The organism is Streptococcus sp. HMSC072C09 (assembly GCF_001813105.1).
In the GTDB taxonomy this organism is placed as follows: Bacteria; Bacillota; Bacilli; order Lactobacillales; family Streptococcaceae; genus Streptococcus.
The window spans coordinates 40,884-67,209 of record NZ_KV811488.1 but is presented as its reverse complement, the minus strand read 5'-3'; the positions used below and the strand labels follow the sequence as shown (position 1 = coordinate 67,209).

The window sequence follows — 26,326 nt, the reverse complement described above, 5'->3', positions numbered from 1 at the left end:
AATCACACTTCACATGTTTCAAAAAATGTCAAACAATATGCTTGAAAGGATTGTGAAAACGATATCTTTTTGATATACTGTAAGTAAGTGAAAATAGGAAAGGATAGATTTTTAGTGGACCTAAGTAGTCGATCCGAACGGTTGATGGGAACGACCATCACTGTTTCGATCTGTCACCCACAAGCGAATGAACTCTTAGCCCGTTGCTTTGAACTTCTTCGCTCCTACGAACATCGCTTCAGTGCTAATGATGCAAGTTCTGAACTCATGGAGGTCAATCACCAAGCTGGTATTGCTCCTGTCCAAGTTCATCCAGATCTTTTTGAACTGATTGCATTAGGTACCTTGCATAGTCAAGCTCAAAACAGCCATTTAAACATCGCCATTGGTCCTCTTGTACAGACCTGGCGAATTGGATTTTCAGATGCTAGACGTCCCCAGCAAGGGGAAATTGATCAAGCTCTGACCATAATCGATCCTCACCAAATCCAGCTCGACCCAGAAAACCATACAGTCTTTCTGACACGTCCTGGAATGAAGATTGATTTAGGAGCTTTGGCCAAGGGCTATAGTGCAGACTGTATTGCAACCTTTTTAAAGAGTCAGGGAGTAACAGATGCCTTGATCGATCTTGGAGGAAATATCCTCACTGTCGGTCAACACCCCGTCAAACAACAACCTTGGCGGATTGGCATTCAAAATCCAGTCGAAAAAAGAGGTCAGCACCTGCTGGTCCTCTCCGTCAAGGATAAATCTATTGTCACCTCTGGTATCTACGAGCGTCATTTAGAAGTGGACGGCCAGTCGTTTCACCACATCTTTGATAGCGCGACGGGCTATCCGGTTGAGACAGATTTAGCCAGTATCACCATCATATCTGATCGATCCGTAGACGGGGAAATATGGACTACCCGCTTGTTCGGGGAATCTCCTGCTTCTATCCTCAACACTGTTGAATCACTTCCTGGTATAGATACCTTATTGGTTTCTCAATCAGGCAAGATCGCCTATACAAGGGGCTTCAATCTTATTTATAATTCTCCTATCAGAAAGGAATTTTCCATGATAAAACTTATTGCGATTGTGGGGACTAACTCCAAACGTTCTACAAACCGTCAACTGCTTCAATACATGCAAAAACATTTTGCTGATAAGGCTGAGATCGAATTGGTCGAAATTAAAGATATCCCTGTCTTTAACAAACCAGCCGACAAACAAGTGCCTGAAGCTGTCTTGGATATTGTTGCAAAAATTGAAGAAGCTGATGGGGTCATTATTGGAACTCCAGAATACGACCACTCTATTCCAGCGGTCTTGATGAGTGCACTCGCTTGGCTCTCATACGGGGTCTTCCCATTGTTGAACAAACCGGTCATGATTACTGGGGCATCATACGGTACGTTGGGATCTTCACGCGCCCAACTCCAACTTCGCCAAATCTTAAATGCTCCTGAAATTAAAGCGAATGTCTTGCCAGATGAATTCTTGCTCTCCCATTCATTGCAAGCCTTTGATCAAAACGGAGACTTGGTGGATTTAGATGTTATTCAAAAATTAGATGCCATCTTCAATGATTTCCGTGTGTTTGTAAAAATTACAGACAAATTGCGCAACGCCCAAGAATTGCTTCGCAAAGATGCTGAAGAATTTGACTGGGAAAACTTGTAAGATAGGAGACAGAAAAGAATGAAATTTGTTGGACTTGTAGGATCGAACTACGATCAATCATATAACCGTAAACTTTTGGAATTCATTCGCCGCCAATTTAAGATCAAATTTGAATTGGAAGTTCTTGAAATCGACGAAGTTCCAATGTTTAACCAAGATGAAAAATGGGACGAAAGTTTCCAATTACGTCTCTTATATAACAAAATCACTCGTGCAGATGGTGTCATCATTGCCACTCCAGAGCACAACCATACGATCTCTGCTGCTCTCAAGTCTGTTCTTGAATGGCTATCATTCGAGGTACATCCATTTGAAAACAAACCCGTTATGATCGTTGGTGCTTCTTACTATGATCAAGGGACTTCACGTGCACAAGTTCACCTCCGTAAGATCCTCGATGCCCCAGGTGTCAATGCTTATACTCTTCCAGGAAATGAATTCCTTCTTGGAAAAGCGAAAGAAGCTTTTGACGAAAACGGCAATATCATCAACGAGGGAACCGTCAAATTCCTTGAAACCTGCTTGGATAATTTTATGAAATACGTTGAGGTTGTATCTAAATTGAAAAAACCAAAACCAATTGAACCAGAAGACTTGGATTGTAATCATCCAATCGCTACAACTGTTACTGAAGTCGATCCTGATGATCCAGATTGGGTAGAAAAAGTAGCTGAAATCACCGGTGCCGTTTCTGGCGATACCTATGTCAAACTCGACCACGGTATCCTAACCGTTAACCAAATTGATATGTTCTTGAAGGCTATGCCATTTGAATTGACTTATGCCGATGATAACAACCAATTCCTCTACTACAACAATGCCCATCAAGATCCAGATACCATGTTTGCTAAACGCGTGCCACCTCAATCAGGAAGCCGGATGTCAACCGTTCACGGCTCCCTACCACCAGCACGTATGAAAAACGTGGAATGGGTGATTGGTACCCTTCGTAACGGTAACCAAGACTATGTTCGGACTATTGTTCCAGGATCTCCTGAAGGCGTGATCAACACTCACAACTACCAAGCTATGTACTATGAAGATGGTTCTTACGCTGGTATCAATGAGATTGTCTTCAACTTCAAACCATGGTTGGACTGGTACCTACAAACAACAGGACAACGTCTAGTTGGCGGAAGCGGTCCATTTGCTCCTGCTAGTGGACACGGTAGTGCAGATGCAACTTCTGGTGCTTCTGATGCTGGAGGACATGGTGACGGAGGGCACGGAGATGCCGATGCAACTTCTGGTGCAAGCAACTAAGAAACTAGAAAAAAATGAAGCTGCGTGCTTCATTTTTTTATTGTAACTCCTTGATGATCTTCTTAGCATCTTCGTTTGAAATAGCCCCTAATTGGACATGTCCAATTTTCCCATGACTGTCTATAAAGACTTCTGTAGGAATAGAGCGAACCTGATAATCTGCAAATGCAGAACCATCTGGGTTGTACAAGACCGGTACGGACTTGTAATCTTGTTGATCAAACCATTTAACGAATTCTTCTTCTGTTTTTTCACCTTGGAGTCCTGGTGCCATAATGGTCAGAATTTCAAAGTCTCTATCCGTATCCTTGACCAATTTCTCTAATTCAGGCATACTTTGCCGGCAAGGGCCACACCAGGTTGCCCAAAATTTCAAATAGACCTTCTTCCCTTTGTAGTCTGAAAGTTTGACCGTATTCCCCTTCATATCCTTTAACTCAAAGTCACTGGCGTTTTTTCCTACCAAAGGATGCTTATTCGTTGTTGTATTCATTGTTGGCTGATTGCCCATACTACTCTCACTGGATTGACTCATAGAACAAGCTGACAGCAAAGTTAGAGAAAGTACTGAGAAACAAGCGTATTTAATACCTTTCATCATGCGTTAAACCTCCGGATTATTTTATGAAAAGATAGATGACAAACTGTTCAATTGTCCCAAAAGTAAGAGAATTCCCATCAGAATAATGATAGCTCCGCCGATTTTCTTCAGCAATAACAAATGGGGTTTGAGACGATTAAAGTAAGGTAGGACCAGACTAGATGCTAAGGCCAACAGTAAAAACGGAAGGGCCATTCCCAAGGTATAAACAAGGAGATAAATAGCTCCCATAAGAGCATCTTGCCCATCTGATGCTGCTAAAGCAAGAACTGATCCTAATACTGGACCAATACAAGGCGTCCAACCAAAACTAAAGCCAAGACCAAGGAGAAAAGCTGAAAACAATTCATTCTTCTGTTTGTTGGCTCCAAAATCTACTGATTTTTGCTTTTCAAGGAAATGAAAATGAAAGACTTCCATTTGATGAAGACCAAGGATAATGATGAGGGCTCCCATCAGATAACGGAACCAATTGGTGTACATGATCTTTCCAAGCAAGCCCGCTCCAAAACCAATGAGGAGGAAAATAACAGAAATACCTGCAATAAAACAAAGGGTTTTCAGCAAGCCATGCCAGCGAATTTTTTTCCCGAACAATTGGATAGCCTTTTCCTGATCACTTCCTAGCAAGATTCCAATATAAACAGGTAGCAAAGGAAAGACACAGGGAGAAAAGAAAGACAGAATACCCGCAAGAAAAACTGTCAATGAAAAAATGATTGGATTCATAGTTCACTCCGTATATTGATATGCTACATTCAGTATAACATTGACTGACAAAAAATAAAAATTTCTGCTACGTTTTTTTACTAAAGTTTGGATTTAGATACTAGTTTCAAAAGAAAAACTCTAAAGCACAAAACTTTAGAGTTTCTAATATAACTTATTCTTCTGCTGTTTGTTTATTTGGTAATACGAGCGATAAAAGAATCCCGATGACTACTGGCACTAACCACGGAAGAGATTGAGACGCAAATGGAAGCAAAGCAATCCCCTTTTCTACTAGTGAAATTTTAAAGGTACTTGCCAGAACACTTGCAAGAGAGACCAAGCTGGCCAAGAAAATAGTCAGTTGCATTCCTGGTTTTGAAAGAGCCACAAATTTATTCACTATCACAATCAATACAATGGTAATGGTGATTGGGTAAAGAATCATCAAGACTGGCAATGAGAAAGCAATAATGGTATTCAAGCCAAGGTTGGCAATCGCAAAACCAATCAGAGTGAAGACACTTGCATAGACCTTGTAAGAAACCTTAGGGAAGGTGCTATGGAAGAATTCACTGGTAGAGACGATTAAACCAGCAGTTGTGGTAAAGCAAGTTACCGTCACCATTCCTGCTAGGAAAATCTGAGCAGTCGGACCAAAGATCGCTTTGGTCGCTTCTGATAATACATACACCCCTTTATTGGTATCAGATGCCATAACAGAAGCCGGAATTGGAAAATGATTCCCCAGATATCCTAAACCGATATACAGCACACTAAAACCAAGCGCTACGACAATCCCAACCAACCAAATGGTCTTGATGTATTCTTTCTTACTTGAAAATCCAAGTTGATTCAGGGTAGTCACTGCGATCACACTAAAGGCAACAGAAGCCAAGGCATCCAAGGTATTGTAGCCCTCTAAAAATCCTTGCCCAAAGGCAGAAGCCTGATAGGCTTTGGTGGCCACCATTGGAGCATGTCCACTGTATTTTAAAGCTCCAAGAACGACCAAAATCAAAATGAGAATCGCAAAGATCGGGGTCAATATACGACCGATCCGATCTAGAATCTTAGATGGATTCAAAGCAATCAGAAAGGCTAGCAAAAAGTAGATCAGAGTAAAAATGAAAAGTGCTAAACTGGCATTCATTCCACCTAATAAGGGGGCTATCCCCACTTCGAAAGATACCGTCGCCGTTCTTGGAATGGCAAAGAAAGGACCAATCGAAAGATAAAGCGCAACTAAGTATACAATCGCGAAAACAGGTGAAATCTTACGAGAAATCTCATCAATATATCCTTTGGGATTAAGTGTACCGATAATCAAGGTCACAATGGCAATTCCCACGCCTGAAAGGACAAACCCAGCAATAGCTGGCCAAAATTGATTACCCGATAAAGCACCAAGAGTCGGTGGGAAAATCAGGTTTCCAGCACCAAAAAAAATACCAAACAGTAATAAACCTGTCAGGGAACCTTTTCGTAACATACGATCTCCTTAAAAAAACGATAATCTTAACTTTATCAAATTCATTTGAAGAATGCAACTTATTTGCATGAACAATCCGCTATTTCTATCAGTCATTATGGTACAATGGATGTAAGATTTTACGAGGTGCAAAACATGTATCTATATCTATTCTGGTTATTTCCAGCTCTTATTTTTTTATTGTTCTTTATGAGTGATCGCAGAAGGCTTTTCAATGCTTATCTCTTTTCGATAAACTTGGGGCTTCTTCTACTGATTTCTGCATTTCTACTAGTCGTTCGAACTGAGCTATGGTTTAATCAACAAATTGCAATTATTGTATTTGTTGTGATTTCCATCCTCGTTTTTCTCAGCATTATTTTCTCATCTATCTTTCTCCTTTTTAACGGCCGTCAAATGATGGTTTTTGAAGGAAAAAGACTGGCCAACCTCCTCTCGCTTCTCTATGGGCTGTTTATTATCGGAACTTTGGCACTACATTTTCTGCCCTATTTTCCAGGGAATGACATCCTCATTTATCTGACTGACTTTGCCCTGTTTTACATGACCTTTCTCTACCTCTCTTATGTATCCTATGGGACCTTTTGCAATCTCTTTCCGGTTCGCAAAGAGCCAGACGCCATCATCATCCTTGGCTCAGGTTTGATTGGATACAAGGTTCCCCCACTCTTGGCCCAACGTCTTGAGAAAGGAAAGTCCATCTATGAGCAGTTCGAGGGACGACCAAAGCTGATTGTTTCCGGTGGCCAAGGGTCAGATGAGCTGATCGCTGAGGCGGAAGCGATGGCCAGATACTTAATGGAACATGGGGTTCCAGAAGACGCCATTCTCATCGAGAATCGCTCTCGTACTACTTTTGAAAACCTGACCTTTAGCAAGCGTATCCTTGAAAAACAGGGGCTTGGCAAGAGAGTCCTTGTGGTGACCAATTCGTTTCACGCGCTCCGTGCAGGTGTCTTTATGAGACGATTGAAAATACCTGGTCGAAGTATCGGTTCAAGAACAGCTTTTTACTATCTCCCATCCGCTTGGATTCGAGAAACCGTTGGCTTGGTTTCACTCTATTGGAAATGGCATGTTACCTTCCTAGCTCTTCTGTTTCTGCCTTGGTTCTTTACACAAATCATGAAACTGATTGAGTTCTTCATTCAACATCTAAACTAAAAGAGGCTGGGCAAAAACTGTCCAGCCTTCTATGCTTGATAGAAGTAACTATATGACACAGTGGTTGATTGGCATCTTTGTTCGCTTTTCAAGCTACAAAGATGACCTAATCAACTGTGCGGGGGTGGGAATACGAACTCTTTTTAACTAATCAGAGTTCTTTCCCACTCCCTTTCTTGCCTAGTGGTCACTAAAGCGTCTATATTTAATGCGGAAATCGAAATAATTTTCTTCCTGCAGTTTGTGGAAAATATCGCGATAAGCCTCTTCGTCAAAGTGATCACCCCGATAGAGAATTTCAAAGCTCAGTCCTTCGTATTCTAAAAAAGCATTAGCAGTTTTAAATCCATTTCGCTTATAGAAATCCATCCGAGACTGACGTTGCTCTAGATTGTCACATTCTTCATCTAAACGTTCCACTTCAAGAATCATGGTTCTTTGGTAAAATTCTACCAATTTTTCAATGATTTCTTGACCATAACCGTGGCTACGTAGGTGGGGCATAATGGCAAAGAAGCTAACATAAAAAGCTTTCTGATTGTAGATAGAGAAAGCAAATCCGACAAATTCTTCTTCGTTATAAAAAGCAAAGAAATTGGCATCGTCATTATCCGTATAGCGTAAGTATTCTGATAAAGGAATCCGTTCCTCTTCAGGGAAAGCCTCGATATTTAACCTCTCGACCTTATCTAGATCAGGGAACGATTCAGTGATTAATTGGCTGGTTAAGCGCATAAAGCCTCCATTTCTGCACTGATTATACCAAAAAATGTAAGGGTATTCAACTAAAGACGCTTGTCCCTGTTTTGTGAAGTTGGTATAATGGCACTATGAAAAAAATTCAACGTGTGGATCTCATAGATGGCCCTATTTTACCAGCTCTTTTGAGTTTTGCCTTTCCTATTCTCTTATCCAATATTTTCCAACAAGTCTACAATATATCGGATGTTATGATTGTTGGGCGTTTTTTAGGTCAAAAATCATTGGCAGCCGTTGGGGCGACCTCTGCTATCTTTGATCTGATTGTCGGATTTGCTGTCGGTGTTGGAAATGGGATGGGCATCATTATTGCGAGAAATTATGGAGCAAAAAACGAAGACCAATTACGAAAATCAGTCGCCGCAACTGCTGTTATTGGCGGCGTCCTCAGTCTCTTCGTGATCTTCTTTGGTGCTGTGGGGCTTTATCCCCTACTCCAATTTTTAGGGACTCCATCAGCTATTGTGTCTCAATCTTATCTCTATATCTCCACCATTGTCAATGGTGTGGCTGTGACCTTTGCCTATAATCTTTGTGCTGGACTTCTTAGAGCGGTTGGCGATAGTTTAGCGGCACTCTACTTCCTGATTATCGCTGCTATTCTCAATATTCTTCTCGATCTATATTTTATTACCCAACTGCATCTCGGAGTCCAATCTGCTGGGGTTGCGACCATTATTGCGCAAAGTTTTTCCGCCCTTCTTTGTTTCTTTTATATCCGCAAAAAAGTACCTTTTCTCCTGCCAAATCGCACCGATTTTGTGTGGGATCAAAGGCTCTATCAGGACTTGATCAGTCAAGGACTGACCATGGGTCTCATGTCTTCGATCGTCTCTATCGGAACCGTCATCTTACAATCGGCTATCAATAAGCTTGGAATGACCATCATTAGTGCCCAAATCTCAGCTCGTCGGATCATGTCCTTTGCTCTTCTACCAATGACTGCTATTTCCTCTAGTATGACAACGTTCACCTCTCAAAACTTTGGTGCCAAGCAATTCCGACGGATTCAACAAGGCGTCAAACAAGCTTGTCTCCTCTCCCTCCTTTGGTCTGTCTTTGTTGCCATCCTCCTCTTCTTTACAAGCCCCTTCTTGACGAGCCTGATTTCTGGATCCACCAATCCTAACTTGATCGCAAATGCCAGTCTCTATCTGCAAATCAGCTCCTGCTTCTATCCGGTCTTAGGATGTCTCTTGATTCTAGGGAATTCCCTTCAAGGCATCGGCCGAAAATTAACCCCTTTGATTTCTAGCTTTATCGAGTTAACTGGAAAAATTCTCTTTGTTCTCTTGATTATTCCCCATACAGGCTATATAGGAGTCATTCTGTGCGAACCCTTGATTTGGGTTCCAATGACCCTTCAACTATGGTTTACCTATCATAAAGCCAGTCATCAGCTTCTTGCATCATCAACCTCAACGAGTCCATAACAAAAGAACTTCTGTTCAAATGAGCAGAAGTTCTTTTGTTTTTCTGATTAGAACAAACCGATGGCTGTTCCATCAGCAGCTACATCCATATTCAAAGCAGCTGGACGTTTTGGTAAACCAGGCATGGTCATCACATCCCCAGTCAAAGCGACAATAAAGCCTGCACCCAATTTTGGAACAACTTCACGAATAGTGATTTCAAAGTTTTCAGGAGCTCCCAAGGCATTTGGATTATCAGAGAAACTATATTGTGTTTTGGCCATACAGATTGGCAACTTATCCCATCCATTTTTCACGATTTGGGCAATTTGTGTCTTGGCTTTCTTCTCAAAATTCACCTTCGTACCGCGGTAAATCTCTGTAACAATCTTTTCAATTTTTTCTTCAACAGAAAGGTTGTTATCATACAAGCGTGTGTAGTTAGCTGGACTTGTTTCAATAGTCTTGACCAGCGTTTCAGCAAGTTCAACTCCACCGTCAGCACCATTCGCCCATACACTCGCAAGTTCAACTGGCACATCAATTTCAGCACACAATTCTTTCAAAGCAGCAATTTCTGCTTCTGTATCGGTGATAAATTCATTGATGGCAACCACTGCAGGAATGCCAAACTTACGGATATTTTCAACGTGACGTTTCAAGTTGGCAAAACCAGCACGAACAGCCTCTACATTTTCTTCAGTCAAAGCATCCTTGGTCACTCCACCGTTCATCTTAAGAGCACGGAGAGTCGCAACGATCACGACTGCATCTGGTGAAGTAGGCAAGTTCGGCGTTTTAATATCGAGGAATTTTTCAGCGCCAAGGTCAGCACCAAAACCTGCTTCTGTAATCGTATAATCTGCTAAATGAAGAGCTGTCGTCGTTGCTAATACAGAGTTACATCCATGGGCGATATTGGCAAATGGACCACCGTGAACAAAGGCAGGCGTTCCATAGATGGTTTGAACCAAGTTTGGCTTAATCGCATCTTTAAGGATCAAGGCAAGAGCCCCTTCTACTTCCAAATCACGGACATAAACTGGACTACGATCATAGCGGTAACCAATTACAATGTTGGCCAAACGACGTTTCAAATCTTCAATATCTGTCGCCAAGCAAAGGATGGCCATGATCTCAGAAGCAACCGTAATATCAAAACCGTCTTCACGCGGAATCCCATTTAAAGGACCGCCAAGACCGACAGAAACATGACGAAGAGCGCGGTCATTCAAGTCCACTACCCGTTTCCAGATAATCCGACGTTGGTCAATTCCTAGCTCATTTCCTTGGTGCAAATGATTATCAATCAATGCTGAGAGAGCGTTATTAGCCGTTGTGATCGCATGCATATCCCCTGTGAAATGAAGGTTGATGTCTTCCATCGGTAGAACTTGGGCATAACCACCACCAGCAGCACCACCTTTAATCCCCATAACTGGACCTAAAGAAGGTTCGCGAATGGCAATCATGGTTTTTTTACCGATTTTATTCAAAGCATCTGCTAGACCAATGGTGATGGTTGATTTCCCTTCTCCAGCTGGAGTTGGGTTGATCGCAGTGACTAAGATAAGTTTTCCTACTGGATTTTTCTCAACTTCACGAATCTTATCAAAGCTCAATTTCGCCTTGTATTTTCCATACAATTCAAGATCATCGTCTACCAAACCAATCTTCTTAACAACGTCCACAATCGGTTGGAGTTCAATGCTTTGAGCAATTTCGATATCTGTTTTCATAAGGGACTCCTTTATATTTGATAGATCTATTATACCGAAAATTCGCGTAAATAACATGGTTTTACCACCTTTTGAATCGAACGTTCGTTTTTAATCTAAATTTTATGGCTACACATAGTTAATCCTAATAGCTTCAGAACTTTACTTACGTATCTTTTTTGTGTAAAATAAGCATATGCATATTTTAATTACATCAGGCGGAACGAGCGAAGCCATTGATAGTGTTCGTTCGATCACCAATCATTCCACCGGGAAATTAGGGAAAATCCTTGCAGAAACAGCTCTTGCTATGGGACATCAGGTGACCTTGATCACAACGCCTACCGCTCTTAAACCCGATCCTCACCCACAGCTTCGACTTCTATTGATCCAGAATGTCGAAGAACTTCTCGCACAAATGAAAACGGAAGTCCCTCATCATCAGGTTTTGATTCACGCTATGGCTGTTTCAGACTACACACCTGTTTACATGACAGGCCTTGATGAAGTTGAGAAAGCTCAAGACCTTCATAGCTTTATCCATCGCGAAAATCAGGAAGCGAAAATTTCTTCCAAAGAAGAATACCAGGTACTCTTTCTAAAGAAAAATCCCAAGATTATCTCGCTCGTCAAAGAATGGAACCCTGCTATTCAACTGATTGGCTTTAAGCTATTAGTCGACGTTTCTTCTGAAGAGTTGATCCAGGTAGCGCGTGAAAGCCTCGTTAAAAATCATGCCAGCATGATCGTTGCCAATGATCTGACCAAGATTCAGAACGGTCAGCATCAAGCCTATCTAGTGACAGACGATCAGGTCCTAGAAGCTTCTACGAAAACAGAAATCGCAGAGGCTATCCTACGTTATATCAAATAAAAAGGAACATATGACACACATTACTTTAGCGGTTACCGGTAGTATTTCCGCCTATAAGGCTGCTGATATTACCAGCCAACTAACCAAATTGGGCTTTGAAGTGAAGGTCCTCATGACTCCTTCAGCCCAAAAATTTATCACCCCTTTAACCTTGCAAGTTCTTTCAAAAAATCAAGTCGGGCTAGATGTTATGATGGAAGACGATCCACAGCGGATCGAGCACATCAACATTGGGAAAGAAACTGACCTCTTTCTTGTCGCGCCAGCCAGTGCCAATACCATTGCTAAATTGGCTATGGGACTGGCAGATAATATGGTCACAAGCACAGCTCTAGCCTTGCCACAAAGAACTAAAAAATTACTGGCCCCTGCTATGAATACAAAAATGCTAGAACATCCCGCTACCCAACGAAATCTAAAGCTCTTACAAGACTATGGTTACCAGATCATCCAACCTCGTGATGCTGTTCTTGCTTGTGGGGATCAAGGTTCTGGAGCTCTAGCCACTGTCGACACTATCATCCAAGCTGTTAAGGAGAATTGTTTATGAGAAAATCAGCCTCTATTTCACGAATTGCCATCTTTTTTGCCGTGATGATCACCATTCACTTTGTGACGTCCTTCATTTTGCAATTTGTCCCATCAGGAATTCAACCAACCTTGGTTCATATTCCTGTCGTGATCGCTTCTATTATCTACGGACCTCGAACTGGAGCAATTCTAGGACTCCTCATGGGACTCTTTAGCCTCACCATGAATACCCTGGTTATAACACCAGCCAGCTATCTCTTTAGTCCCTTTGTCCCTCACGGGAATCTCTACTCCCTTATCATTGCCATAGTCCCTCGGATTCTCATTGGGGTAACCCCTTACTTCGTCTATCGCTGGATTCGCAATCGTACAGGACTTATGATCGCTGGAATTGTCGGCTCTATGACCAATACTGTTTTCGTTCTAAGTGGGATTTATTTCTTCTTTGGAAATAGCTTCGGTGGTGGAATTCAACATTTCCTAGCCTTGATTATATCTACCAACTCTCTCATCGAAGTCATTGCTACAGTCCTCATTACCAGTGCCGTCGTTCCATCTCTTGAAAAATTAAAATAACCTTTCAAGCCAAGACCAATTTATCTTGGCTTTATTTGATGGTGAATTAGCTCTATTTTTTTGAAAAGATTTACATTTATCGCTAGAATTTTCAGAAAAAATTTGCTATAATGTAAGCGATTAAATTATAAGCAAAAAGGAGACGCTTGCATGACCTATCAAGAAAACTACCAAAAATGGCTCGACTTTGCTGAATTACCAGCTTACCTTCGTGATGAGTTGGTCGCAATGGATGAAAAAACAAAAGAAGATGCCTTCTATACCAACCTTGAATTCGGTACAGCTGGTATGCGTGGATTAATCGGTGCTGGTACCAACCGTATTAATATCTATGTTGTTCGCCAAGCAACTGAAGGGTTGGCCCAATTGATCGACTCAAAAGGTGAGGAAGCGAAGAAACGCGGCGTTGCGATCGCCTACGACAGCCGTCACTTCTCTCCAGAGTTTGCTTTTGAATCTGCTCAAGTTTTAGCTGCACACGGAATCAAATCTTATGTATTTGAAAGCCTACGTCCAACACCGGAATTGTCATTTGCTGTTCGTCATCTTCACACATTTGCTGGTATCATGGTAACCGCTAGCCACAACCCTGCTCCATTTAACGGATATAAGGTATACGGTGAAGACGGTGGACAAATGCCTCCAGCAGATGCTGATGCATTGACAGATTACATCCGTGCTATCGAAAATCCTTTCACTGTACAATTAGCTGACCTTGAGGAAAGCAAGGCTAGCGGTCTCATCGAAGTTATCGGTGAAAATGTCGACGCTGAATACTTGAAAGAAGTGAAAGGCGTAAACATCAACCAAGACTTGATTAATGAATACGGACGCGACATGAAGATTGTCTACACTCCACTTCATGGTACTGGTGAAATGTTGGCTCGTCGTGCTCTTGCCCAAGCTGGATTTGAAGCTGTTCAAGTTGTTGAAGCTCAAGCTGTTCCAGATGCTGACTTCTCAACTGTTAAATCTCCAAACCCTGAAAACCAAGCTGCCTTTGCTCTTGCTGAAGAGCTTGGTCGCAAAGTAGACGCTGATGTATTGGTTGCAACTGACCCAGATGCTGACCGCCTTGGTGTTGAAATCCGCCAACCAGACGGTTCTTACCTAAACCTTTCTGGTAACCAAATCGGAGCGATCATTGCTAAATACATTCTTGAAGCTCACAAAACAGCTGGTACACTTCCTGCCAATGCTGCCCTCTGTAAATCCATCGTATCAACTGAGTTGGTGACTAAGATTGCAGAAAGCTACGGCGCAACGATGTTTAACGTCTTGACTGGTTTCAAATTTATCGGTGAAAAAATCCATGAATTTGAAACACAACACAACCACACTTACATGCTTGGTTTCGAAGAAAGCTTCGGTTACCTCATCAAACCATTCGTACGTGACAAAGACGCTATCCAAGCTGTTCTTATCGTTGCTGAAATCGCAGCATACTACCGCTCACGTGGTATGACTTTGGCAGATGGTATCGAAGAAATCTACAAACAATACGGCTACTTCGCAGAAAAAACCATCTCTGTTACCCTTTCTGGTGTTGACGGGGCTGCTGAAATCAAGAAAATCATGGATAAATTCCGTGGCAATGCTCCTAAACAATTCAACAACACAGACATTGCTAAGACAGAAGACTTCTTCGAACAAACAGCTACTACTGCTGACGGCGTTGAAAAATTGACAACTCCTCCAAGCAACGTTCTTAAATACATCTTGGCTGATGATTCATGGTTTGCCGTTCGTCCTTCAGGTACAGAACCAAAAATCAAATTCTACATCGCTACAGTTGGTGAATCTGAAGCAGATGCTAAAGAAAAAATTGCAAATATCGAAGCAGAAATCAATGCTTTTGTAGGCTAAAACACGAGGCTGGGACAAAAATCCTAGCCTCTCAATTATTTTTAGGTTGTCGAGCAAGACGCAGTGGTTGAGTGGGCTCTACTACGCTGATTTCATCAGCTTTTACAGCCCTACTCAACTGTGCAGAGGTGGGACGACGAAATCGAATTCTAACGAATTACCGATTTCTGTCCCACTCTCTCTTTCTTTCGTAGCAAATACCAGCGATTTTATAGAAAATATGGCATACTAGACTTAGAAGAAAGCGAGGTAATCTCATGGAACAATTTTTAGAAGATATTAAAGATCTTGAAGTCACAACTGTCGCGCGTGCGCAAGAAGCGATCGATCAAAAAGAAACAGCAACCTTCTTTATCGGACGCAAGACTTGTCCTTACTGCCGGAAGTTCGCTGCTAAATTAGCAACTGTCGTAGCTGAAACAAAAGCTCATATCTATTTTATTAATAGTGAAGAACCAAGTCAGCTAGACGCATTACAACCCTTCCGCTCAACTTACGGCATCCCAACTGTCCCAGGATTTTTACATGTCGAATCTGGTGAAGTCACTGTTCGTTGCGACTCATCCATGTCTGAAGAAGAAATCAAAGCATTCGCTCATCTATAAAAAAATAGCTAGAGAATAATCTCTAGCTATTTTTCATTTTCCGAAAAAGTCGTCCAAATCTTCTGCTGAGCTTTAGCAAAAGGATAATTGGAAAATTCTTCTGGTGTTAACCAAACAGTCGATTCGCTTGCTGGTTGCTCTCCTTCTTTTACTAGACCGAATCGAATCTGAACCTGCCACTTGCGATGTGAAAAGACATGCTGGACGATAGGATAAGATCTGTCCTGCCAATCAATGGCCAAATCATAGTCCTGTTCAAAAGAAAGAATTTCTGGGTTACGCTCTGCTTCCCCCTTCCCATCCAATAGAGATAATTGGCCTAGGTTCCCAGATAGGCTTTCCACTTCGATCAAGGGGAAATGCCAGAAACCTGATAAAAGCCCTTCTCGCTCATTTTTCTCCAGCAAGTAGCGACCTTGACTATCCTTGATAATAAAAGCTGTTAGATAGACAGGTACCGGTTTCTTCTTGGGAGTCTTAATGGGATAACGATCCATGGTCCCATGTTGGTAGGCCGCGCTAAACTCCTTAACAGGACTCTCTTCTGGCCGTGGGTTGACTGGGGATTCAATATCTGATCCCAAATCCATCAAAGCCTGATTGAAATCACCAGGTCGGGCCGGATCGATCAAGATTTCCATCATGGCTTGAAAAATCTTGCGATTGGTCTGTACACCAATATCGTAGTCCACCTCAAACAAACGGGCTAGAACACGCATGACATTGCCATCCACTGCTGGCTCTGGTAAACCAAAGGCAATACTAGCAATGGCACCAGCTGTATAAGGCCCAATTCCCTTGAGTTTAGATATTTCCTCATAACTTGATGGAAACACTCCTCCGTGATTTTCCATTATCTGCTGGGCAGCTTTCTGCATATTGCGGACACGTGAGTAATATCCCAAGCCTTCCCAAGCTTTTAAGAGTTTTTCTTCAGGAGCTTGAGCCAAATCAGCGACCGTCGGAAACCAGTCTAAAAAACGCTCATAATAAGGAATCACCGTATCGACACGTGTCTGCTGGAGCATAATTTCTGAGATCCAAATTTTATAAGGATCCTGGGTCCTTCTCCAGGGAAGATCCCGTTTATGGGCATCATACCAGACTAATAACTTTTCTCTGAAGGAAGCAATTTTTTCCTCCTCCCACATGGTAATCCCGTAATCGTTTAAATCTAACATATTCCTAGTATACCATAGAATGAGTTAGAGTTTAGAAATTCTGATTTTATAAAGAAAAAGAGACTGGGACAAAAGTCCTAGCCTCTCAATTATTTTTAGGTTGTCGAGCAAGACGCAGTGGTTGAGTGGGCTCTACTACGCTGATTTCATCAGCTTTTACAGCCCTACTCAACTGTGCGGAGGTGGGACGACGAAATCGAATTTTAACAAATTACCGATTTCTGTCCCAATCTCTAAATGCATTTCTTATTGCTCTACAGCTTGAGCAGCCGTAATCAAGGTTAATTTATAGACGTCATCTGCATTACATCCACGAGAGAGGTCATTGACTGGTTTGTTCAACCCTTGCAATACTGGACCTACCGCTGCAAAGCCACCAAGACGTTCAGCCATCTTGTATCCAATGTTACCTGCCTCAATACCTGGGAAGATAAAGACATTGGCTTGACCTGCTACCTTGCTTCCTGGAGCCTTCAAGGCTGCAGTTGCAGGGACAAAAGCTGCGTCAAATTGCAATTCCCCGTCAATTTCAAGGTCTGGACGAAGTTCATGAGCAAGCTTAGTCGCTTCGACAACCTTATCAACACTTTCGCCGAAACCAGATCCTTTTGTTGAATAGCTCAACATAGCAATTTTTGGATCAATTCCAAACATCTTGGCTGTGATAGCTGAGTTGATGGCAATTTCGGCTAATCCTTCAGCATCTGGATTGATGTTGATAGCACAGTCCCCAAACAAGTAGCGTTCAGATCCACGAACCATAAGGAAAGCTCCTGAAGTCCGTTTTACATTTGGACGAGTTTTGATAATTTGAAGAGCCGGACGAACAGTGGCAGCTGTTGAGTGAATCGCACCAGATACCATCCCATCAACAATTCCCATGTGCACTAACATGACACCAAAATAGTTAACGTCATCTTTCAAGACTTGACGCGCTTCTTCTTCTGTCATTTTGCCCTTACGACGTTCTACTAAGGAAGCTACCATTTCTTCAAAACCTGGATAAGAATGAGGATCGATGACTTCATATCCATCCAAAACCCCTTCGATCTCAAGATAAATCCGAATTTTATCCGGATTACCAAGCAAGACAGGGGTTACTTCTGTCTCGTTCACAATGCGTTTTGTCGCTTGGAGGATACGAGGTTCTTCACCTTCTGGTAATACAATACGTGCATTCTTACCAACGAGGTTGGCTTTGAGATTTTCGAAAACTTCCATGAGTTTTACTCCTTTTAATAATTAATAACTAGTTTGAAGCTGTGTTAATACAGCTTGGAAATCTGGAGGCAGTGGACTTTCTATGACCAACTCTTCCTCTAGAAATGGATGATAATAGGATAGGCGATGACAATGAAGGGCTTGGCGCTCAATGCCGTCTTCTAAACTGCCGCCATAGAGATCATCTCCCAAAAGCGGAAAGCCAATATGGGAAAAATGAACGCGGATCTGATGGGTTCGACCTGTGTGTAACTGAATATCCACTAGGTGAATATCACCAAAAGATTGAACAACCTGGTAGCTTGTATGAGCATACTTGCCACCTTTAGCTACCTTTCGGGTGATAATTGAATCTTCATCACGCGCAATCGGAGCAATAATCTCTTCGACAGGATCAAGCTTCCCAGATCCCTTGACCAAGGCATAATAGCGTTTCTGAATCGTTTTAGACTGCAATTGCTTATCCAAGCGAGCATGGGCATAGCCATGTTTGGCAAAGAGCATAACGCCACTTGTATCCTTGTCCAAACGAGTAACAATGTGAACCTGCTGGTTCTCGTAGCCCTGCTTCACATAGTAGCCCTTTACAAAATTTGCTAAGGTATTGGAATGAATCGCACTTGGAATCGATGCAATGCCAAAGGGTTTGTTTAAGACCAAAAAATGATCATCTTCAAACAAAATATCCAAAGGCCGATCCATGGGTTTTAGGGTTTCGAACCCTTCTTCTGCTGGAATATCAATGACCAAGCGATCTCCAATATCCAACAAATAAATCGCATTCTCCGGACGTCCATTGACAAGGATCTGGCCACCACGAAACTTAATCTTTGCTAAGAGCCCCTTAGAAACCTCATGCTTTTTCAGGAAGGTCTTGACCTTGACATGCTCATCGACAATGAATTCAAATCTCATTCTCTATCATCTCCGATAAAGGCATCCTTGACCCGATTCCAGAAGCTGGTGTGACTGGAGCTTGCCACAAAATTAATCTTATGGTTGTCAATCTGGTATTCTACCTTTGCAATATTGCGATAAGAATAGGTTGAATTGTCAACAGAGATAATGTGGAAGCCAGGTCTTGTCGGTGTAATCTCGATCTTATCCTTTTTAGGGACAATGACAGAAGAACCCAAGGTACGATAAACACGGTTGTTGAGACTGGCGATCTCAGCGATCTGTAGCGCTTCAATAGTTGGGTGAAGGACTGCTCCTCCCAAGGATTTGTTGTAAGCCGTACTTCCTGTAGGAGTCGAAACGGTAATCCCGTCTCCTCTGAAGCGCTCAAAATCCACTCCATTAATCGTGAGATCAGCAACCATGGTCCGGTCGCTTCTCTTAATCGTCGCTTCGTTCAAGGCTCTCATGGTACGGGTTTCCCCATTTTCGAAAGTAATCTTGACATTCAAAATAGGGTAAGAAACCTTAGCTCCAGTATCATATTTTAAGTTCTCAACCAGCTTATCGATTTCACTGTCTAAGTAATCTGTATAAAATCCTAAGTGTCCGGTATGGACGCCAACAAATCGCACCCGATCCAACTGGTGTTCATACTTGTGAAAAGCCGATAGCAACATCCCATCGCCACCAATTGAAATCACAATATCCGGGTGCTTCTCCGTCAAAATAAAATTATTTTTCCGAAGCTTGTAGCGCAACTGCTGAAAAACCTCTTCACTTTGACGCTTGCGATTGCGAATAATGGATACTTTTTTACCTGTAGTCTTCATCTGTGTCATCACTATTTCCAACGCCATCATTTAACTTACGATGAAGTGGATCAAACAGGGCTTGAGCCTCCTGAATCGCATCCCGAATTGCCCCCATCTCTTCATCCAAGAGATAGGCCAGGTTTGCTGTCGTCTCTAAGCGTTTTTTGATCTCGTCTGGAAAGTCTCCTTTATATTTATAATTAAGCGAGTGTTCAATGGTTGCCCAAAAATTCATGGACAAGGTCCGAATTTGAATCTCTGCTAAGATCGTTTCATTTCCATCAATGGTATCGACCGGATACTCGACCACGACGTGGTAACTCCGGTAGCCACTTGATTTCTTGTGGCGGATGTAATCTCGCTCTTGGACCACGCGCATATCCTGCCGTTGTCTCAGAACCTCTAGGATCTCTTCGACGTCATCCACAAACTGGACCATGATGCGAAGACCAGCAATATCTTGCATATCCTGAGCCAGATTTTCTTCAGAAATATTTCTTCGGATCATCTTTTCGCGAATGCTCTCAATCGGCTTGACCCGTCCTGTAACAAACTCAATTGGAGAATGCTTTTGTTGCTTACGATATTGCTTACGAATCCCACGCAGTTTGATTTTTAATTCCCCAACTGCTTGGATATACGGATCTAAGAAGTTTTCCCAATCAATTGCCATCCTACCACCTTGTAATCTGAACCATTTTTGTATACAATAAACACATCTCTTATTATATCATGAATCGCTTTTGAAAAAAAGCAAAGGACCACAAAATGAACCATTTAGAAATTGAATACAAAACCATGCTAGACAAGGAGGAATACCAATCCCTCCTTCCACTTTTTGCTGATACAGAATTGGTTGTCCAAACCAATCACTATATCGATACACCCGACCAGCTCATCCGTAAGGAAAAAATGGCCTTGCGGGTGCGTACTTTCACAGATCAGGCTGAATTGACTCTCAAAGTCCCTGAAGATGTTGGCCATTTCGAGTACAATCAAGACCTCAACCCAGAAGAAACCAAGGAGATTCTTCAACACCAACAGTTTCCTGACGGAGAAATCAAAAACCTCTTGATCTCTAAAGAAATCCCCGTTGAACACCTCGCGGTCTGGGGAAGCCTTACAACAGAACGATTCGAAAAAGAAACTGATGCAGGCTTAGTAGCACTAGACCACAGTCTCTATCTAGACACTGAAGATTATGAGTTGGAAATCGAGGTCGAAACTGCTGAGCAGGAAGAAAATTTCCATCAGTTCATCAAAGAGCATGGAATCGTCTACAAAGCTGCTAAAAATAAAATCGCCAGATTGGCGGAAAGATTGTAAAATAGCTGAAATTATCGCAAATTTTTGCTAAAATAGTGCTAAGATCAAAAATCTAAATGAGGTTGGAATCACATGTCAGATAAAAAAAATATGAAGCTCTTCTCTCTCAATTCAAATCCAGAGATTGCGCAAAAGATTGCGGATCACGCTGGGGTTCCACTTGGGAAAATTTCATCCCGTCAATTCTCAGATGGTGAAATCCAAGTCAATATTGAGGAAAGTGTTCGTGGATATGATATTTATATCATTCAATCAACCAGTTTCCCTGTCAACAATCACTTGATGGAACTCTTAATTATGGTAGATGCTTGCCAACGGGCCAGCGCAAATACTGTCAATGTGGTCATGCCTTACTTCGGTTATGCTCGCCAAGACCGGACTGCTGCTCCTCGTGAACCAATCACTGCTAAACTCGTCGCAAACATGTTGGTCAAAGCTGGGGTGGATCGTGTCGTCACACTGGATCTCCATGCAGTGCAGGTTCAAGGTTTCTTCGATATTGCCGTGGATAACCTCTTTACCATTCCACTTTTTGCAGAGCACTACATCAACAAAGGTCTAACTGGTCCTGATGTTGTAGTCGTCAGTCCTAAAAATTCAGGTGTCAAACGAGCTCGTAGTTTAGCAGAATATCTTGATGCACCGATTGCCATCATTGATTACGAGCAAGATGATGCGAACCGTGATTATGGCTATATTATCGGGGATGTCAAAGATAAAAAAGCGATCTTGATTGACGATATCCTCAATACTGGGAAGACATTCTCAGAAGCTGCGAAAATCGTCGAACGCGAAGGTGCTACTGAAATTTATGCTGTTTCAAGCCATGGTTTATTTGTGAAAGGAGCTGTCGAGTTATTAGACCAAGCTCCAATCAAAGAAATCTTGGTAACTGATTCTGTTGCCCCAAACGGATCAACTCCAAAAAATATTAACTATCTGACAGCTAGCGAACTGATCGCTGAAGCTATTGTTCGCATTCAAGAAAGAAAACCTGTTAGTCCTCTATTTGCCTACCACAAGAAATAAGGTCTTAATGTGATATATTTTGATAATGCCGCAACAACTCCCCTTCTACCTGAAGTCATTGATAAAATGTCTGCAACTATGAAGACCACTTTTGGAAATCCATCGAGTCTTCATGCTCATGGGCGGATGGCTAGTAAACTCCTTCGAGAGTCTCGCGAGCAGATTGCTCAGTCCCTCCATACTCTTCCAAATCGGATTTTTTTCACCTCAGGTGGATCAGAAAGTAATAATACCGTTATAAAAGGCTACTGCTTGAAACACCAAGCAGATGGCAAACACATCATTACTACCGCTTTGGAACACCATGCGGTTCTAGAACCCATCGAATATCTTGTAGAACGTTTCGGATTTGAAGTTACGATCGTCCAACCAAGAGATGGACGCATTCAGGCTAGTGATATCAAGGCGGCTCTTAGACCGGATACCATTCTTGTCTCTACCATGTTTGCCAATAACGAGACAGGCGATCTTCTACCGATTAAAGAAATTGGAGAACTCTTAAAAAATCATCCAGCTGCCTTTCATGTTGATGCTGTCCAAGCAATTGGAAAGGTCCCTGTCTATCCCGAAGAGTTGGGAATTGATTTTCTCAGTGCTTCTGCCCACAAATTCCATGGACCAAAGGGCGTCGGCTTCCTTTATGCAGCTGCCCCAGATTTTGATAATCTCTTACATGGTGGGGATCAGGAAAGTAAGATGAGAGCCAGCACGGAAAATCTCATTTCAATTGTAGGGATGGCAACCGCGCTTCAGCAAGCTACACTTCATCAAGAAGAAAATTTCAACCAGGTTCAAAAACTTGGCCAAGAACTAGTCAATGGTTTAGCAACCTACGACTACTATGTAAATGCGAATGACGATCATCTTCCATTTGTTTGGAATCTTGGCTTTCCGGGTGTCCAAAATGATGTCTTATTGATGCGACTCGATCTTGCTGGAATTTCTGTCTCTACAGGTTCTGCTTGTACCGCCGGTACAGTTCAACCCAGCCATGTCCTTGAGGCACTCTATGGAAAAGATAGCTCACGCCTAAAAGAATCCCTTCGAATTAGTTTTTCAGAACTCAATACCGTAGAGGAGGTTCAAGACTTCCTCTCAAAACTTAAAGAAATTTTATCATAGGAGAACAATATGGCTTTTGAAACAAGTGTTTCATTGAAAGATTGCAAATATACCTATAGTCTACACCCAAATGTTAAAAAATATACCTTACGTGACAATACATTCGCTGTTACAAAAGTTGGAAATTACGAGTTAAATCGTTTGCTCGAAGTTGTTCCAAATAGCGGCGAAGGCTTCCTACTTAAAATCATTTTCAATAAAGATTTGACAGGTTTTAAGATCAATATTACTGACAAGTCTGGACTTCGCCTGGTTAATATCTTTAAAAATCCGGAAAATGACATTATCCAACAAAAATTCTATTTCTTAATGGATAGTCTTGTCGAAAGAGAAATTTTCAACAAAACAGAGGCCTAATATGGTAACCCTAACTTATATCGACGCTTACCAAGTAGAACGAACGACTACTTATCCCGACCTTGCAGCCTGCATTCTAGCTTTTTCAGGCTGTGTAACCTTGCCTGACTCTTACTCAATCGTATCCATTGAATACAAGGGGGAAAAGCTCCCCTATACAGGGCGAGTCGATGGACTCTATGCTTTTTTGAAAAAGGTAGAACAAGCTGAAAACTAAGCTGATGCTGATGGAACTCTCCCATCGCCATCAGCTTTTTCTTTAGACAAAAATATTTTTGAAAAACCGCCCTAGATAGTTGATTTTTTCACAATCTTCCTATACAATAAGGGGGAAAGGTTGTGATATTGTGAAACATGATAAAAATACTCCAATTCCACGCGCAACAGCAAAACGCTTATCGCTCTACTACCGCATTTTTAAACGCTTTAACTCTGAAAAAATAGAGCGCGCCAATTCCAAGCAAATTGCTGATGCAATTGGGATTGACTCTGCTACCGTTCGCCGAGATTTTTCTTATTTTGGTGAATTAGGAAGACGGGGATTTGGTTATGACGTAAAAAAACTGATGAACTTCTTTGCCGATCTTTTAAATGACAATGCCATTACCAATGTCGCTATTGTGGGGATCGGAAATATGGGAAGTGCGCTTCTCAACTATCGCTTCCATGAACGCAATAAGATGAAAATTGTTATGGCGTTTGATCTAGACGATCATGAACTGATTAATACTAAAAGTAAGGACGGAATTCCTATTTACGGTATTTCCTCTATTAAAGAAAAGCTCAAACAAGAAGGCATTCAAACAGCCATCCTGACTGTTCCAAGCGTCAAGGCTCAAGAAGTAGCTAGCCTTTTGGTAGACGCTGGGGTCAAGGGAATTCTCAGCTTCTCACCAGTGCATCTGACAGTCCCTAAAGATGTCGTCGTCCAATATGTCGATCTCACCAGTGAATTGCAAACACTCCTTTATTTCATGCGAAAAAACGAAGAATAAAGACTTATAGTTTAACAAGAAAAGAGACTGGGACAAAAGTCCTAGCCTCTCAATTATTTTTAGGTTGTCGAGCAAGACGCAGTGGTTGAGTGGGCTCTACTACGCTGATTTCATCAGCTTTTACAGCCCTACTCAACTGTGCGGAGGTGGGACGACGAAATCGAATTCCAACGAATTACCGATTTCTGTCCCACTCTCTTTTTTATACCAAATAATCAGTTTCTTCTCGGTAACTATAATAGTTTTCTTCAGATACAATCAAGTGATCCAATAGGGTTAAGCCCATCACTTCACAGGCCTCTAAGACTCGATGCGTTACTTCATCATCATTTTTACTTGGAAATACGGCACCAGATGGATGATTGTGAGCCAAAATGATGGAGGTTGCCATGTGTTTTAGTGCATAATGCAGGATTTCACGTGGCTCCGCAATACTTCGATTCACGGTTCCAATAAATATGGTCTGTTGATGAATAATTTCATTTTGCGTATTTAAATAGAGGGCAACCAGGTGTTCCTGTTTCTTATGGCCGATTTCCTGTTGAATTTTATGGGCCAATTTCTGACTGCTCATGATCTGTTCAGAACTCATTAATTCATCTTTATGAATCCTTCGTCCAAACTCAATCACAGCCTGAAGTTCGATGGCCTTCACCCGGCCAATGCCAGAGATTTCCTGTAGCTCCTCTAGGGTTAATTGACTTAACTCCTTTAAACTATTAACCGAACTCAAAAGCCCTTGTGCAATCTCATAAACGCTTTTTTGCTTATTGCCTGTCCGTAAGAGAATGGATAACAATTCTTGATGACTCAGCTTATCCACCCCTTCAGAAACCAAACGTTCTCTAGGAAGCAAAGATGGTTCAATAAATGATATGTCGTACATAATTTCCTCCTCACTTATTAATTCGTAATAAATGGAGAAAACGACGATCTTTCATTATTTACTGGCAATTTCTTGTTTCAAATCATCTAACACTAAGACTTCATCTTTATTAAAGCGGATCTGGTAACCTGTTTGAACTTGCTCAAGCTCCTTTAAAAACTGTTGAATTTCACAGCGGATCAAGTACTCCTGACTCTGAGGAATGGCCTCTAAAGCTTGGTAGACCTGCTCTACTTCGTAGATTCCTTTCGTAATTAAACCATTTCGTGGAAAATCATTTACTAAGAGATTGTAGAAATGATGCAAGAGATGATAAATTCGCTCTTTCGTCACTATTCTACCTCCTTATCATACTCTTTCTCCTCTTATTATATACTGATTTTCCCTTAATATTATGACAAGTTCCTTACATTATATTACCAATCTCTTACAATTTTACAAGAATTTCTCCCAGCCTCCTACATAGAAAAGGCCCAGACATCTCTGCCTCGGGCTTTATTTTCTTAAAGTTGCATTTGATTATAAGACTTGCTGAATGAATCCAGGATGTCTTTTGGAGCCTTGTCATAGTCAATAGAGGTTTCCAAATTCCCTTTTACAATCGTACGGTAAGTCGCTGCAGCATCCTCACAAGTCACCAAGGTGATCTCATTAACGCCTTCACGATCTTGAATAACATCTACACGGTCTGGAGTCACGGTCTCAACAGATGAGATGACATAAGTATAGATTTTTTCTTTGTCCGTGATGTAGATCTTCATACCCGCCTTGGCTTTCTCTAATGGTGAGAATAACATGGCATTGGCTCCAGTTAGGCCAAATACGTGGTGACTAGCAAGAGAATAATTGCCTTGCCCCATGACTTGGTTTTCCTTCATGGTCCCTGCTCCGTAGTAAAGGGCTACATTTTCAAGTCCCTTAAAGATCGGAAGGTTCATGTTTAATTCAGGAATCGAAATTCCCCCAATTACTGGTAGCTTTTGAGCTTGCCATTGGGCATTGATGACGGCTTCCGTCGAGAGTGACTGGACATGTTGGAAATCAAAGCTCGTCTTCACTTCTTTATTCTTTTCAATGGTTTTTTTATCGACCTTGCTAACCTGGTATTGGTTGGTATGCCAAACCATAATCATATTTCGGATCGGAGCATTGAAAATCAAGAGAAGCGAGAGAATAATCAAAAGTGTTGCAACGATGTTGATAAGAGTATTGCGTAAACTCTTTTTCTTTTTTCTTTTGCGTGACATGCTGTCCCCTTAT

The 26,326-nt window shown here is 41.8% G+C and carries 28 protein-coding genes and 1 pseudogene; 16 read left to right on the top strand and 13 right to left on the bottom strand.

From position 1 onward, the window contains the following. Positions 1 to 114 precede the first annotated feature (114 nt). From HMPREF2893_RS11065 to HMPREF2893_RS02705, 3 genes and pseudogenes are all read left to right on the top strand, one after another. A pseudogene (locus HMPREF2893_RS11065) lies at positions 115 to 1,032 on the top strand (FAD:protein FMN transferase); the annotation flags it as partial. A 30-nt stretch (positions 1,033 to 1,062) separates the two neighbouring features. After that, complete coding sequence (locus tag HMPREF2893_RS11060) at positions 1,063 to 1,668, top strand: NADPH-dependent FMN reductase (RefSeq protein ID WP_070674268.1); 606 nt, start codon at positions 1,063 to 1,065, stop codon at positions 1,666 to 1,668. Between the two features lie 18 nt (positions 1,669 to 1,686). After that, entirely contained in the window at positions 1,687 to 2,931 is a 1,245-nt protein-coding gene (locus HMPREF2893_RS02705) for an NAD(P)H-dependent oxidoreductase (RefSeq protein ID WP_070661363.1), read from the top strand. Positions 2,932 to 2,968: 37 nt separating this feature from the next. On the opposite strand, the gene HMPREF2893_RS02700 is transcribed toward HMPREF2893_RS02705, so the two are convergent. The 3 genes from HMPREF2893_RS02700 to brnQ form a co-directional block, all read right to left on the bottom strand. Then, entirely contained in the window at positions 2,969 to 3,529 is a 561-nt protein-coding gene (locus HMPREF2893_RS02700; protein WP_070674265.1) for a TlpA family protein disulfide reductase, read from the bottom strand. A gap of 24 nt (positions 3,530 to 3,553) precedes the next feature. Next, entirely contained in the window at positions 3,554 to 4,261 is a 708-nt protein-coding gene (gene ccdA2 / locus HMPREF2893_RS02695) for a thiol-disulfide oxidoreductase-associated membrane protein CcdA2 (RefSeq protein WP_049488771.1), read from the bottom strand. Between the two features lie 154 nt (positions 4,262 to 4,415). Beyond that, positions 4,416 to 5,732, bottom strand: coding sequence for a branched-chain amino acid transport system II carrier protein (brnQ, locus tag HMPREF2893_RS02690; RefSeq protein WP_049490874.1), 1,317 nt, complete (start codon positions 5,730 to 5,732; stop codon positions 4,416 to 4,418). 135 nt (positions 5,733 to 5,867) lie between these two features. On the opposite strand from brnQ, the gene HMPREF2893_RS02685 reads away from it, so the two are divergent. Further along, a complete protein-coding gene (locus tag HMPREF2893_RS02685; protein ID WP_049490875.1) occupies positions 5,868 to 6,896 on the top strand; it encodes a YdcF family protein in 1,029 nt (342 codons plus the stop codon). Between the two features lie 180 nt (positions 6,897 to 7,076). Here HMPREF2893_RS02685 and HMPREF2893_RS02680 read toward each other — a convergent pair whose 3' ends face one another. Continuing rightward, a complete protein-coding gene (locus HMPREF2893_RS02680; protein WP_070674061.1) occupies positions 7,077 to 7,631 on the bottom strand; it encodes a GNAT family N-acetyltransferase in 555 nt (184 codons plus the stop codon). A gap of 95 nt (positions 7,632 to 7,726) precedes the next feature. On the opposite strand from HMPREF2893_RS02680, the gene HMPREF2893_RS02675 reads away from it, so the two are divergent. Continuing rightward, positions 7,727 to 9,088 carry an MATE family efflux transporter gene (locus HMPREF2893_RS02675; protein ID WP_070674058.1) on the top strand — a complete coding sequence of 454 codons (1,362 nt, stop codon included), beginning with the start codon at positions 7,727 to 7,729 and terminating at the stop codon, positions 9,086 to 9,088. Positions 9,089 to 9,135: 47 nt separating this feature from the next. Here HMPREF2893_RS02675 and HMPREF2893_RS02670 read toward each other — a convergent pair whose 3' ends face one another. Beyond that, a complete protein-coding gene (locus HMPREF2893_RS02670) occupies positions 9,136 to 10,806 on the bottom strand; it encodes a formate--tetrahydrofolate ligase (RefSeq protein WP_070674055.1) in 1,671 nt (556 codons plus the stop codon). A 175-nt stretch (positions 10,807 to 10,981) separates the two neighbouring features. Between HMPREF2893_RS02670 and HMPREF2893_RS02665 the strand changes: the two genes are divergently transcribed. The 5 genes from HMPREF2893_RS02665 (at position 10,982) to HMPREF2893_RS02645 (ending at position 15,237) form a co-directional block, all read left to right on the top strand. Continuing rightward, a complete protein-coding gene (locus HMPREF2893_RS02665; RefSeq protein ID WP_003012174.1) occupies positions 10,982 to 11,659 on the top strand; it encodes a phosphopantothenate--cysteine ligase in 678 nt (225 codons plus the stop codon). Positions 11,660 to 11,669: 10 nt separating this feature from the next. After that, on the top strand, positions 11,670 to 12,209 hold the full coding sequence (coaC, locus tag HMPREF2893_RS02660) for a phosphopantothenoylcysteine decarboxylase (RefSeq protein WP_070674052.1): 540 nt from the start codon (positions 11,670 to 11,672) through the stop codon (positions 12,207 to 12,209). Then, positions 12,206 to 12,766, top strand: a complete 561-nt coding sequence (locus HMPREF2893_RS02655) for an ECF transporter S component (RefSeq protein ID WP_024056113.1) — start codon at positions 12,206 to 12,208, stop codon at positions 12,764 to 12,766. Before coaC ends, HMPREF2893_RS02655 begins: the two co-directional genes overlap by 4 nt. A 150-nt stretch (positions 12,767 to 12,916) precedes the next feature. Next, a complete protein-coding gene (locus HMPREF2893_RS02650; protein WP_070674049.1) occupies positions 12,917 to 14,632 on the top strand; it encodes a phospho-sugar mutase in 1,716 nt (571 codons plus the stop codon). A 257-nt stretch (positions 14,633 to 14,889) separates the two neighbouring features. After that, positions 14,890 to 15,237, top strand: coding sequence for a DUF6568 family protein (locus HMPREF2893_RS02645; RefSeq protein ID WP_070674046.1), 348 nt, complete (start codon positions 14,890 to 14,892; stop codon positions 15,235 to 15,237). A 26-nt stretch (positions 15,238 to 15,263) separates the two neighbouring features. On the opposite strand, the gene mutY is transcribed toward HMPREF2893_RS02645, so the two are convergent. The 5 genes from mutY to HMPREF2893_RS02620 form a co-directional block, all read right to left on the bottom strand. Beyond that, on the bottom strand, positions 15,264 to 16,418 hold the full coding sequence (gene mutY / locus HMPREF2893_RS02640; protein ID WP_070674043.1) for an A/G-specific adenine glycosylase: 1,155 nt from the start codon (positions 16,416 to 16,418) through the stop codon (positions 15,264 to 15,266). A 246-nt stretch (positions 16,419 to 16,664) separates the two neighbouring features. Then, a complete protein-coding gene (gene pta, locus HMPREF2893_RS02635; protein WP_021153149.1) occupies positions 16,665 to 17,639 on the bottom strand; it encodes a phosphate acetyltransferase in 975 nt (324 codons plus the stop codon). A gap of 21 nt (positions 17,640 to 17,660) precedes the next feature. Next, positions 17,661 to 18,554, bottom strand: coding sequence for an RluA family pseudouridine synthase (locus HMPREF2893_RS02630; protein ID WP_070674040.1), 894 nt, complete (start codon positions 18,552 to 18,554; stop codon positions 17,661 to 17,663). Beyond that, the gene (locus HMPREF2893_RS02625; protein ID WP_282188909.1) at positions 18,551 to 19,369 is read right to left on the bottom strand and encodes an NAD kinase; all 819 of its coding nucleotides are present in this window, start codon (positions 19,367 to 19,369) and stop codon (positions 18,551 to 18,553) included. The genes HMPREF2893_RS02630 and HMPREF2893_RS02625 overlap by 4 nt, the downstream gene beginning before the upstream one ends. Then, a complete protein-coding gene (locus tag HMPREF2893_RS02620; protein WP_023918039.1) occupies positions 19,353 to 20,024 on the bottom strand; it encodes a GTP diphosphokinase in 672 nt (223 codons plus the stop codon). Before HMPREF2893_RS02620 ends, HMPREF2893_RS02625 begins: the two co-directional genes overlap by 17 nt. 95 nt (positions 20,025 to 20,119) lie before the next feature. Here HMPREF2893_RS02620 and HMPREF2893_RS02615 point away from each other — a divergent pair, with 95 nt between their 5' ends. The 6 genes from HMPREF2893_RS02615 (at position 20,120) to HMPREF2893_RS02590 (ending at position 24,180) form a co-directional block, all read left to right on the top strand. Next, entirely contained in the window at positions 20,120 to 20,677 is a 558-nt protein-coding gene (locus tag HMPREF2893_RS02615; RefSeq protein ID WP_024055732.1) for a CYTH domain-containing protein, read from the top strand. A 72-nt stretch (positions 20,678 to 20,749) separates the two neighbouring features. Next, entirely contained in the window at positions 20,750 to 21,706 is a 957-nt protein-coding gene (locus HMPREF2893_RS02610) for a ribose-phosphate diphosphokinase (protein ID WP_070674037.1), read from the top strand. 9 nt (positions 21,707 to 21,715) lie between these two features. Further along, a complete protein-coding gene (locus tag HMPREF2893_RS02605) occupies positions 21,716 to 22,828 on the top strand; it encodes a cysteine desulfurase family protein (protein ID WP_070674032.1) in 1,113 nt (370 codons plus the stop codon). 9 nt (positions 22,829 to 22,837) lie between these two features. Then, the gene (locus HMPREF2893_RS02600; RefSeq protein ID WP_061591372.1) at positions 22,838 to 23,185 is read left to right on the top strand and encodes a DUF1831 domain-containing protein; all 348 of its coding nucleotides are present in this window, start codon (positions 22,838 to 22,840) and stop codon (positions 23,183 to 23,185) included. Position 23,186: 1 nt separating this feature from the next. Further along, positions 23,187 to 23,402 carry a DUF4649 family protein gene (locus tag HMPREF2893_RS02595; protein ID WP_049490891.1) on the top strand — a complete coding sequence of 72 codons (216 nt, stop codon included), beginning with the start codon at positions 23,187 to 23,189 and terminating at the stop codon, positions 23,400 to 23,402. A gap of 130 nt (positions 23,403 to 23,532) precedes the next feature. Continuing rightward, entirely contained in the window at positions 23,533 to 24,180 is a 648-nt protein-coding gene (locus tag HMPREF2893_RS02590) for a redox-sensing transcriptional repressor Rex (protein ID WP_024055729.1), read from the top strand. A 202-nt stretch (positions 24,181 to 24,382) separates the two neighbouring features. Here the strand turns inward: HMPREF2893_RS02590 and radC are convergent, their stop codons facing one another. The 3 genes from radC to HMPREF2893_RS02575 all read right to left on the bottom strand — a co-directional run bounded on the left by radC (position 24,383) and on the right by HMPREF2893_RS02575 (position 26,313). Further along, positions 24,383 to 25,066 (bottom strand): RadC family protein, encoded by a 684-nt coding sequence (gene radC / locus HMPREF2893_RS02585; protein ID WP_003011667.1) that lies wholly within the window; start codon positions 25,064 to 25,066, stop codon positions 24,383 to 24,385. A 54-nt stretch (positions 25,067 to 25,120) separates the two neighbouring features. After that, positions 25,121 to 25,399, bottom strand: coding sequence for a porphobilinogen deaminase (locus tag HMPREF2893_RS02580; protein WP_070465872.1), 279 nt, complete (start codon positions 25,397 to 25,399; stop codon positions 25,121 to 25,123). A 170-nt stretch (positions 25,400 to 25,569) separates the two neighbouring features. Further along, positions 25,570 to 26,313, bottom strand: a complete 744-nt coding sequence (locus HMPREF2893_RS02575; protein WP_070465869.1) for a class A sortase — start codon at positions 26,311 to 26,313, stop codon at positions 25,570 to 25,572. Between the last annotated feature and the right edge of the window lie 13 nt (positions 26,314 to 26,326).

Bases quoted from the DNA above. Each gene is read 5' to 3' on its own strand.
- HMPREF2893_RS02610 (WP_070674037.1), top strand. From the start codon at position 20,750: ATGTCAGATAAAAAAAATATGAAGCTCTTCTCTCTCAATTCAAATCCA.
- HMPREF2893_RS02670 (WP_070674055.1), bottom strand. From the start codon at position 10,806: ATGAAAACAGATATCGAAATTGCTCAAAGCATTGAACTCCAACCGATT.
- HMPREF2893_RS11060 (WP_070674268.1), top strand. From the start codon at position 1,063: ATGATAAAACTTATTGCGATTGTGGGGACTAACTCCAAACGTTCTACA.
- HMPREF2893_RS02620 (WP_023918039.1), bottom strand. From the start codon at position 20,024: ATGGCAATTGATTGGGAAAACTTCTTAGATCCGTATATCCAAGCAGTT.
- HMPREF2893_RS02665 (WP_003012174.1), top strand. From the start codon at position 10,982: ATGCATATTTTAATTACATCAGGCGGAACGAGCGAAGCCATTGATAGT.
- HMPREF2893_RS02600 (WP_061591372.1), top strand. From the start codon at position 22,838: ATGGCTTTTGAAACAAGTGTTTCATTGAAAGATTGCAAATATACCTAT.
- HMPREF2893_RS02675 (WP_070674058.1), top strand. From the start codon at position 7,727: ATGAAAAAAATTCAACGTGTGGATCTCATAGATGGCCCTATTTTACCA.
- pta (WP_021153149.1), bottom strand. From the start codon at position 17,639: ATGGAAGTTTTCGAAAATCTCAAAGCCAACCTCGTTGGTAAGAATGCA.
- ccdA2 (WP_049488771.1), bottom strand. From the start codon at position 4,261: ATGAATCCAATCATTTTTTCATTGACAGTTTTTCTTGCGGGTATTCTG.
- HMPREF2893_RS02595 (WP_049490891.1), top strand. From the start codon at position 23,187: ATGGTAACCCTAACTTATATCGACGCTTACCAAGTAGAACGAACGACT.
- HMPREF2893_RS02685 (WP_049490875.1), top strand. From the start codon at position 5,868: ATGTATCTATATCTATTCTGGTTATTTCCAGCTCTTATTTTTTTATTG.
- radC (WP_003011667.1), bottom strand. From the start codon at position 25,066: ATGTACGACATATCATTTATTGAACCATCTTTGCTTCCTAGAGAACGT.
- brnQ (WP_049490874.1), bottom strand. From the start codon at position 5,732: ATGTTACGAAAAGGTTCCCTGACAGGTTTATTACTGTTTGGTATTTTT.
- HMPREF2893_RS02625 (WP_282188909.1), bottom strand. From the start codon at position 19,369: ATGAAGACTACAGGTAAAAAAGTATCCATTATTCGCAATCGCAAGCGT.
- HMPREF2893_RS02630 (WP_070674040.1), bottom strand. From the start codon at position 18,554: ATGAGATTTGAATTCATTGTCGATGAGCATGTCAAGGTCAAGACCTTC.
- HMPREF2893_RS02645 (WP_070674046.1), top strand. From the start codon at position 14,890: ATGGAACAATTTTTAGAAGATATTAAAGATCTTGAAGTCACAACTGTC.
- mutY (WP_070674043.1), bottom strand. From the start codon at position 16,418: ATGTTAGATTTAAACGATTACGGGATTACCATGTGGGAGGAGGAAAAA.
- HMPREF2893_RS02680 (WP_070674061.1), bottom strand. From the start codon at position 7,631: ATGCGCTTAACCAGCCAATTAATCACTGAATCGTTCCCTGATCTAGAT.
- HMPREF2893_RS02575 (WP_070465869.1), bottom strand. From the start codon at position 26,313: ATGTCACGCAAAAGAAAAAAGAAAAAGAGTTTACGCAATACTCTTATC.
- HMPREF2893_RS02615 (WP_024055732.1), top strand. From the start codon at position 20,120: ATGAACCATTTAGAAATTGAATACAAAACCATGCTAGACAAGGAGGAA.
- coaC (WP_070674052.1), top strand. From the start codon at position 11,670: ATGACACACATTACTTTAGCGGTTACCGGTAGTATTTCCGCCTATAAG.
- HMPREF2893_RS02705 (WP_070661363.1), top strand. From the start codon at position 1,687: ATGAAATTTGTTGGACTTGTAGGATCGAACTACGATCAATCATATAAC.
- HMPREF2893_RS02700 (WP_070674265.1), bottom strand. From the start codon at position 3,529: ATGAAAGGTATTAAATACGCTTGTTTCTCAGTACTTTCTCTAACTTTG.
- HMPREF2893_RS02655 (WP_024056113.1), top strand. From the start codon at position 12,206: ATGAGAAAATCAGCCTCTATTTCACGAATTGCCATCTTTTTTGCCGTG.
- HMPREF2893_RS02650 (WP_070674049.1), top strand. From the start codon at position 12,917: ATGACCTATCAAGAAAACTACCAAAAATGGCTCGACTTTGCTGAATTA.